Raw genomic sequence first — 6,061 nt, 5'->3', positions numbered from 1 at the left:
GGTCGGTGGCGCTGATCCAGTGCAGATAGTCCGGCGTGGCGGCGGCCGGCGCGGTTTCGCGGCCGTCATAGGCGTCGATCTGCTTGGTCGTGGCGTCGTAGTAGAGCATGAACGCGCCGCCGCCGATCCCGGTGGCCTGCGGCTCCACCAATCCGAGCACGGTCTGCGCCACGATGAGCGCGTCCGCAGCCGTTCCGCCGTTCTCCAGCACCTTGCAGGCCGCCTCGGTGGAGACCGGGTTCGCGGTGGAGACCGCGAAGGTATTGGTGTGCACGGGTTTCATCCCCGTGCGATAGCCGGTCGCTATCTCGGGGTTCAGGCTCAGATTAGTGCTGGTGGGGCCGCTACCCGTGGATGCGCTGAGCGGAGTGCCGTTGGGGGAGGTGGCACAGGTCGCCTGCTGCGAGTCCGAATCGGACGAGCAGGAGGTGGCCAGGCCGAGTAGCAGTAGCAGCGCGGCGCCGACGCCGCTCCAGGAATGCCTTCGCATGCGCCTCATGGACGGACTTTAACGCCGAGGCCCGGGCGGGTAGGGGTTTGGAACCCCAGTGGTGGGAGTGTTCGGTCGAGTGAACAGTTGTTTTCCCAGCTCGGAGCGGCGTTGTGGCTCCCAGCTAATGGCAAGGTACTCTCGGACGGCCCAATACACGATTGCGGAGGGTTAACCGGCGTATGACCGAGATCCGGACACAGGCCACAACAAATCTCACTGCCGAAGACAGCGGCTATCACAAGGCCCTCAAGCCGCGGCAGTTGCAGATGATCGCCATCGGTGGCGCCATCGGAACCGGCCTGTTCCTCGGTGCGGGCGGACGCCTGAACACCGCGGGACCGACATTGTTCCTGGTGTATCTGATCTGTGGCGTTTTCGTCTTCTTCATCCTGCGCGCGCTGGGCGAACTGGTGCTGCACCGCCCGTCCTCGGGCTCGTTCGTCTCCTATGCGCGCGAATTCTTCGGGGAGAAGGCAGCTTTCGTCGCAGGCTGGATGTACTTCCTGAACTGGTCCATGACCGGCATTGTCGATACCACCGCTGTCGCAACGTATCTGCACTACTGGGGGCCGTTCGAGCCTGTCGCACAGTGGATTCTGGCACTGGGCGCGCTGATCATCGTGCTGGGCATCAACCTGGCCTCGGTGAAGTGGTTCGGCGAGATGGAATTCTGGGCCGCCATGATCAAGGTGCTCGCCCTGGCCACCTTCCTGGTGGTGGGCACCGTCTTCCTGGCGGGTCGCTTCCAGGTCGAAGGCCAGAGCACCGGCTTCCGCATGGTGAGCGAGGCCGGCGGCTGGTTCCCCACGGGCATCCTGCCGATCATCACCGTCACCTCGGGTGTGGTGTTCGCTTATGCCGCAGTCGAAATGGTCGGTATCGCCGCCGGTGAGACCGAGAATCCGGCGAAGATCATGCCGCGGGCCATCAACTCGGTGATCGTGCGTATCGCGGTCTTCTACTGCGGTTCGGTGATTCTGCTGGCGCTGCTGCTGCCCTACACCGCGTACAAATCCGGCGAGAGCCCATTTGTCACCTTCTTCAGCAAAGTCGGTGTGGCACACATGGGTTCGATTATGAACTTCGTCGTGCTGACCGCCGCGCTCTCCAGCCTCAACGCGGGTCTCTACTCCACGGGACGCATTCTGCGCTCGATGGCGATGAACGGCAGCGCGCCGAAGTTCACCGCCCGCATGTCCAGCGCCGGTGTGCCCTACGGCGGCATCCTGCTCACCAGCGCCATCGCGCTCTGCGGTGTGGGGCTCAATTACGTTGTGCCCGACGAAGCCTTCGAGATCGTGCTGAATGTGGCTTCGCTGGGCATTCTGGCGTCATGGGCCACCATCGTGGCCTGCCAGCTGAAGCTGTGGTGGTGGTGGAAGCAGGGCACCGCGGAGCGTCCGGCGTTCCGCATGTGGGGCGCTCCCTACACGGGCATCGCGACCCTCGTGTTCCTGTTCGCCGTGCTGGTGCTCATGGCCTTCGATCACCCGGTCGGCAGCTGGACCGTCGGCAGCCTCGTACTCATCGTGCCCGCCTTGATGATCGGGTGGAAGTTCGCCGCGCCGCGGGTGCTGGCCATCGCCGAGGAGCGGGCCGGCTACACCGGTGAATTCCCGGTGATTCCGCCGATTCCGATGGACGACAAGTAGTTTCCAGCTTTCGGCGGTAGACTGAGATTTACTGACTCACCTGCACTTACAGCGGCCGCACACGGAAATCGTGTGCGGCCGTTATGTGTTCGAGATCACTGTTTGCGCTGCTTGCTATGCGCTGTGGCCATGGTCATAACTTCGCGAACTCGATTGTCCAGCACTGAAACATTTGGTTAGCGTCTGAATCTGTGCGTTCGCAGGGGGCGCGCAACCAGGGGTTACTCGATGAGGAGTGCTGTGAGTTCGCATTCGGCTGTGGTCGACGAGAGGGAAATCTCTCCGGCCCATGCGGGGAACGGTGTTCCTGTCACGATTTTCAATCGATTTATCGGTGTGGTCCGGAATATTCGCCGTAATAACTCCGAGATCGCCTTGCCCGTGAAGGTGCGGGAAACGCGGTACGCCGCGCTGGCCACAACGGGATTCGCGTTCATGCAGGGCCTGCTGGCGCTGCCGGACGGCGTCGACGGTGTGCTGGGGAGCGCCGGCCATTTCCTCGCCGCCTGGCTGACCGGCGGTGTGGCACTGCTTTTCGGGCTGCGCGCACCGTGGGTGTGGGTCGCGGCGCTGGGATTGGCCAGCCTGCAGGCATTCTTCGGCGTGTTCACGCTGGTATCGGCCGAAATGCCCACGGGGGTAAGCCCGTTCGGTGTGCTAATCGGCATCATGGCATCCGGCACCGTGCTGGCGCTCTTGCTCCGCAAGGACTGCTACGGCTGGTTCAATTCCGCCTCTCCGGAACTCTAGCGCGCGGCTCAGAGCCGTTGCCGGTCGCGGACGCGTAGTGGCGGTCAGGTGCCGAACCGATTTTGGGGGTACCCCGGAGTTACCCGGACCGCACGAAATCAGTTGTCGCCCACCGCCCGTTCCGATATCCGGGCGGCGGCGACCGAACTGATCCGGTTATTTCAGGGTGCGGCCAAGCGCCCGGCCGGCGGCCCGGCCGGAGAAGATGCAGCCGCCCAGGAACGTGCCCTCCAGGGCGTTGTAGCCGTGTACGCCGCCGCCACCGAAGCCGGCGACCTCGCCGGCCGCGTACAGGCCCTCGAAGGCGCTGCCGTCCGGGCGGATCACCTGCGAGTCGAGGTTGGTCTGCAAGCCGCCCAGGGTCTTTCGGGTCAGGATATTGAGCCGGACCGCGATGAGCGGGCCGTGCGCCGGATCCAGGATCTTGTGCGGGGTCGCGACGCGGCCCAGCTTGTCACCGAGGTAGCGCCGCGCATTGCCGATGGCCATGAGTTGGCCGTCCTTGCTGAACTTGTGCTCGGTATCGCGGTCGCGGGCGACGACCTGGCGCTCGATATCGGCGAAGTCCAGATGCGGTCCGCGGGAGATCTTGTTCATGCCCGCAACAAGATCCGCGAGAGTGTCCGCGACCACGAAGTCGACGCCGTGCTTCTTGAACGCCTCCACCGGGCCCGGCGCACCCTTGGCGACCCGGCTCTTGAGCGTGAGTTTCAGGTCCTTACCGGTGATGTCGGGGTTCTGCTCGGAGCCGGAGAGCGCGAACTCCTTCTCGATGATCGACTGATCCAGGATGAACCACGAGTAGTCGTAACCGGTGGACAGGATCTGCTTCATGGTGGCATTGGTGTCGAAACCAGGGAAACACGGTGCGGGCATACGCTTTCCATTGGCGTCGAACCACAGCGAGGACGGTCCGGGAATGATGCGGATGGCGTGATCGGGCCAGACCGGATTCCAGTTGTGGATGCCTTCGGTGTAGTGCCACATGCGATCCCGGTTCACGATGCGCCCGCCCGCGGCCTCGGTAATGCCGAGCATGCGACCGTCCACATGGGCGGGTACACCCGAAATCATGTACTCCGGGCAGGGTCCCAGCCGATCCACCGGCCAGTTGGCGCGAATCAGGTCGTGATTGTGGCCGATGCCACCGGAGGTGACGATGACCGCCTGGGCCGCGATCTCGAACTCGCTCACGATATTCCGGGACGAGGCCACACCGCGTTCGGCATCGGAGGGCTCCAGGATGCTGCCGCGCACGCCGGTCACGACGTCATCGGTGACCACGAGTTCGTCGACGCGATGCCGGAATGCGAATCCGACCTGCCCGCGCTTCTCGGCGGCGAGCACCGGCTCCAGGAAGACGCGCACCACTTCGGGCCCGGTGCCCCAGGTGAGGTGGAAGCGCGGTACGGAATTGCCGTGGCCGTCGGCGAACTCACCGCCGCGCTCGGCCCAGCCGACCAGCGGTGTCACCCGCAGCCCGAGGTCGTACAGGTACTGCCGCTTCTCGCCGGCGGCGAATTCGACATAGGCCTTGGCCCACTGGCGACCCCAGTGGTCCTCGTCCTCGCGGTCGAAGCCCGCCGAGCCCAGCCAGTCCTGCATGGCCAGCTCGAGGGAGTCCTTCACGCCCAATCGCCGCTGCTCGGGACTGTCCACGAAGAACAGGCCGCCCAGCGACCAGAACGCCTGCCCGCCCAGATTGGCGCGGTTCTCCTGATCCACCACCAGCACCCGGCGACCCGCCTTGACCAGTTCGTGCGTGGCGACGAGACCGGCCAGACCGGCGCCGACGACGATGACATCCGGGTTCTCGATCATGCCTGTTCCCTAGGGTTGTAGAAACTCGATACACGACTGTATCGAATAATCTTGTCGGTCGGACATGGCATGGTCTGAGTGTGCCGACTTCTCCGAGTGGGATCCCGACCCTGACCGTCGCTGCGGCGCGTCGCACTGCCCTGGCTGCCCAGGGGTTCGCCGCCGCCAAGCCCAGCGGTCCGGCGACGCGGCGGACGGTGTGGAAAGCGCTGGAGAGCACAAAGCTATTGCAGCTGGATTCGGTGTCGGCGGTGGTGCGGGCGCACTACGCGCCGGTGTTCAGCCGGATCGGCGCGTATGACACCGCGCTGCTGGACGAGGCGGCCTGGAGCGATACCGCTCGCCGCCCGCGCAAGCTGGTCGAGTACTGGGCGCACGAGGCGGCGCTGATTCCGGTGCAGGATTGGGCGCTCATGCGCTGGCGCATGGTGGAGTACCGGCACGGGCGCTGGAACGGTATGCGCCAAGTGGCGCAGCGTAATCCGGGGCTGGCCGATGATGTGAAGGGTGTGCTGAAGGAGTTCGGTGCGAGCACCGCCGGTGAGGTGGAGCGGCATCTCGAGCTGGATCGTCCACGGTCCAAGGATCATTGGGGCTGGAACTACAGCGATACCAAGGTGGTGTGCGAGGCGCTCTTCGCGGCGGGGGAGCTGTCGGCACCCAAACGTGTTGGCTTCCAACGGCATTACGACCTGACCGAGCGCGTCATTCCGCCCGAGGTGTTCGCGCGCGAGGTCGGCGAGGCCGACGCCGTCCGGGAACTGGTCCGCCGGGCCGCGGCCGCGCACGGGATCGGCACCGAAACCGATCTGCGTGACTACTACCGGTTGAACCGCCGTCAGACCGAGCCCGCCATCGCGGATCTGCTCGACGCGGGTGAGCTCACACAGGTCACCGTGGCGGGCTGGGACAAACCGGCCTACCTGCATGCCGAGGCGCGCACCCCGCGCAGCATCACCGGGTCCGCGCTGCTCTGCCCCTTCGATCCGCTGATCTTCTTCCGCGCCCGCACCGAGCGTCTCTTCGATTTCCACTACCGCATCGAGATCTACACGCCGGAACACAAACGCGTGCACGGCTATTACGTCTTCCCGTTCCTGCTCGACGGTGAACTGGTGGGCCGGGTCGACCTACGCGCGGACCGTAATTCCGGCGTGCTGCGGGTGCCCGGCGCCTTCGCCGAACCCGGCCGTGGCACTGCCCGGGTCGTGGCGGAACTTGCTGGGGCACTACGGGAAATGGCCGATTGGCTCGGGCTGGACACCTTCGAGGTGGGGGAGCGCGGCGAGCTGGCGGCCGCGTTGAGGCGCGAGCTGAGCCCGCGCCTGCGCGTCTAGCCGGGATA

The 6,061-nt window shown here is 65.3% G+C and carries 5 protein-coding genes; 3 read left to right on the top strand and 2 right to left on the bottom strand.

Going from position 1 to position 6,061, the window contains the following annotated elements:
* The coding region (locus JWN03_RS27365; protein WP_441343064.1) for a gamma-glutamyltransferase at positions 1 to 499 on the bottom strand (499 nt) is incomplete at its 3' end.
* Positions 500 to 672: 173 nt separating this feature from the next.
* Between JWN03_RS27365 and JWN03_RS27360 the strand changes: the two genes are divergently transcribed.
* Positions 673 to 2,145, top strand: coding sequence for an amino acid permease (locus tag JWN03_RS27360; RefSeq protein ID WP_297621048.1), 1,473 nt, complete (start codon positions 673 to 675; stop codon positions 2,143 to 2,145).
* 240 nt (positions 2,146 to 2,385) lie between these two features.
* The gene (locus tag JWN03_RS27355) at positions 2,386 to 2,895 is read left to right on the top strand and encodes a hypothetical protein (RefSeq protein ID WP_297621046.1); all 510 of its coding nucleotides are present in this window, start codon (positions 2,386 to 2,388) and stop codon (positions 2,893 to 2,895) included.
* A 156-nt stretch (positions 2,896 to 3,051) separates the two neighbouring features.
* Here the strand turns inward: JWN03_RS27355 and JWN03_RS27350 are convergent, their stop codons facing one another.
* Entirely contained in the window at positions 3,052 to 4,716 is a 1,665-nt protein-coding gene (locus JWN03_RS27350) for an FAD-binding dehydrogenase (protein WP_297621044.1), read from the bottom strand.
* 101 nt (positions 4,717 to 4,817) lie between these two features.
* Between JWN03_RS27350 and JWN03_RS27345 the strand changes: the two genes are divergently transcribed.
* A complete protein-coding gene (locus JWN03_RS27345) occupies positions 4,818 to 6,053 on the top strand; it encodes a winged helix-turn-helix domain-containing protein (RefSeq protein WP_297621052.1) in 1,236 nt (411 codons plus the stop codon).
* Positions 6,054 to 6,061 lie beyond the last annotated feature (8 nt).

The organism is Nocardia sp. (assembly GCF_025465275.1).
Classification (GTDB): domain Bacteria; phylum Actinomycetota; class Actinomycetes; order Mycobacteriales; family Mycobacteriaceae; genus Nocardia.
The sequence above is the reverse complement of the archived record's forward strand: the minus strand, read 5'-3'. Positions and strand labels throughout refer to the sequence as shown.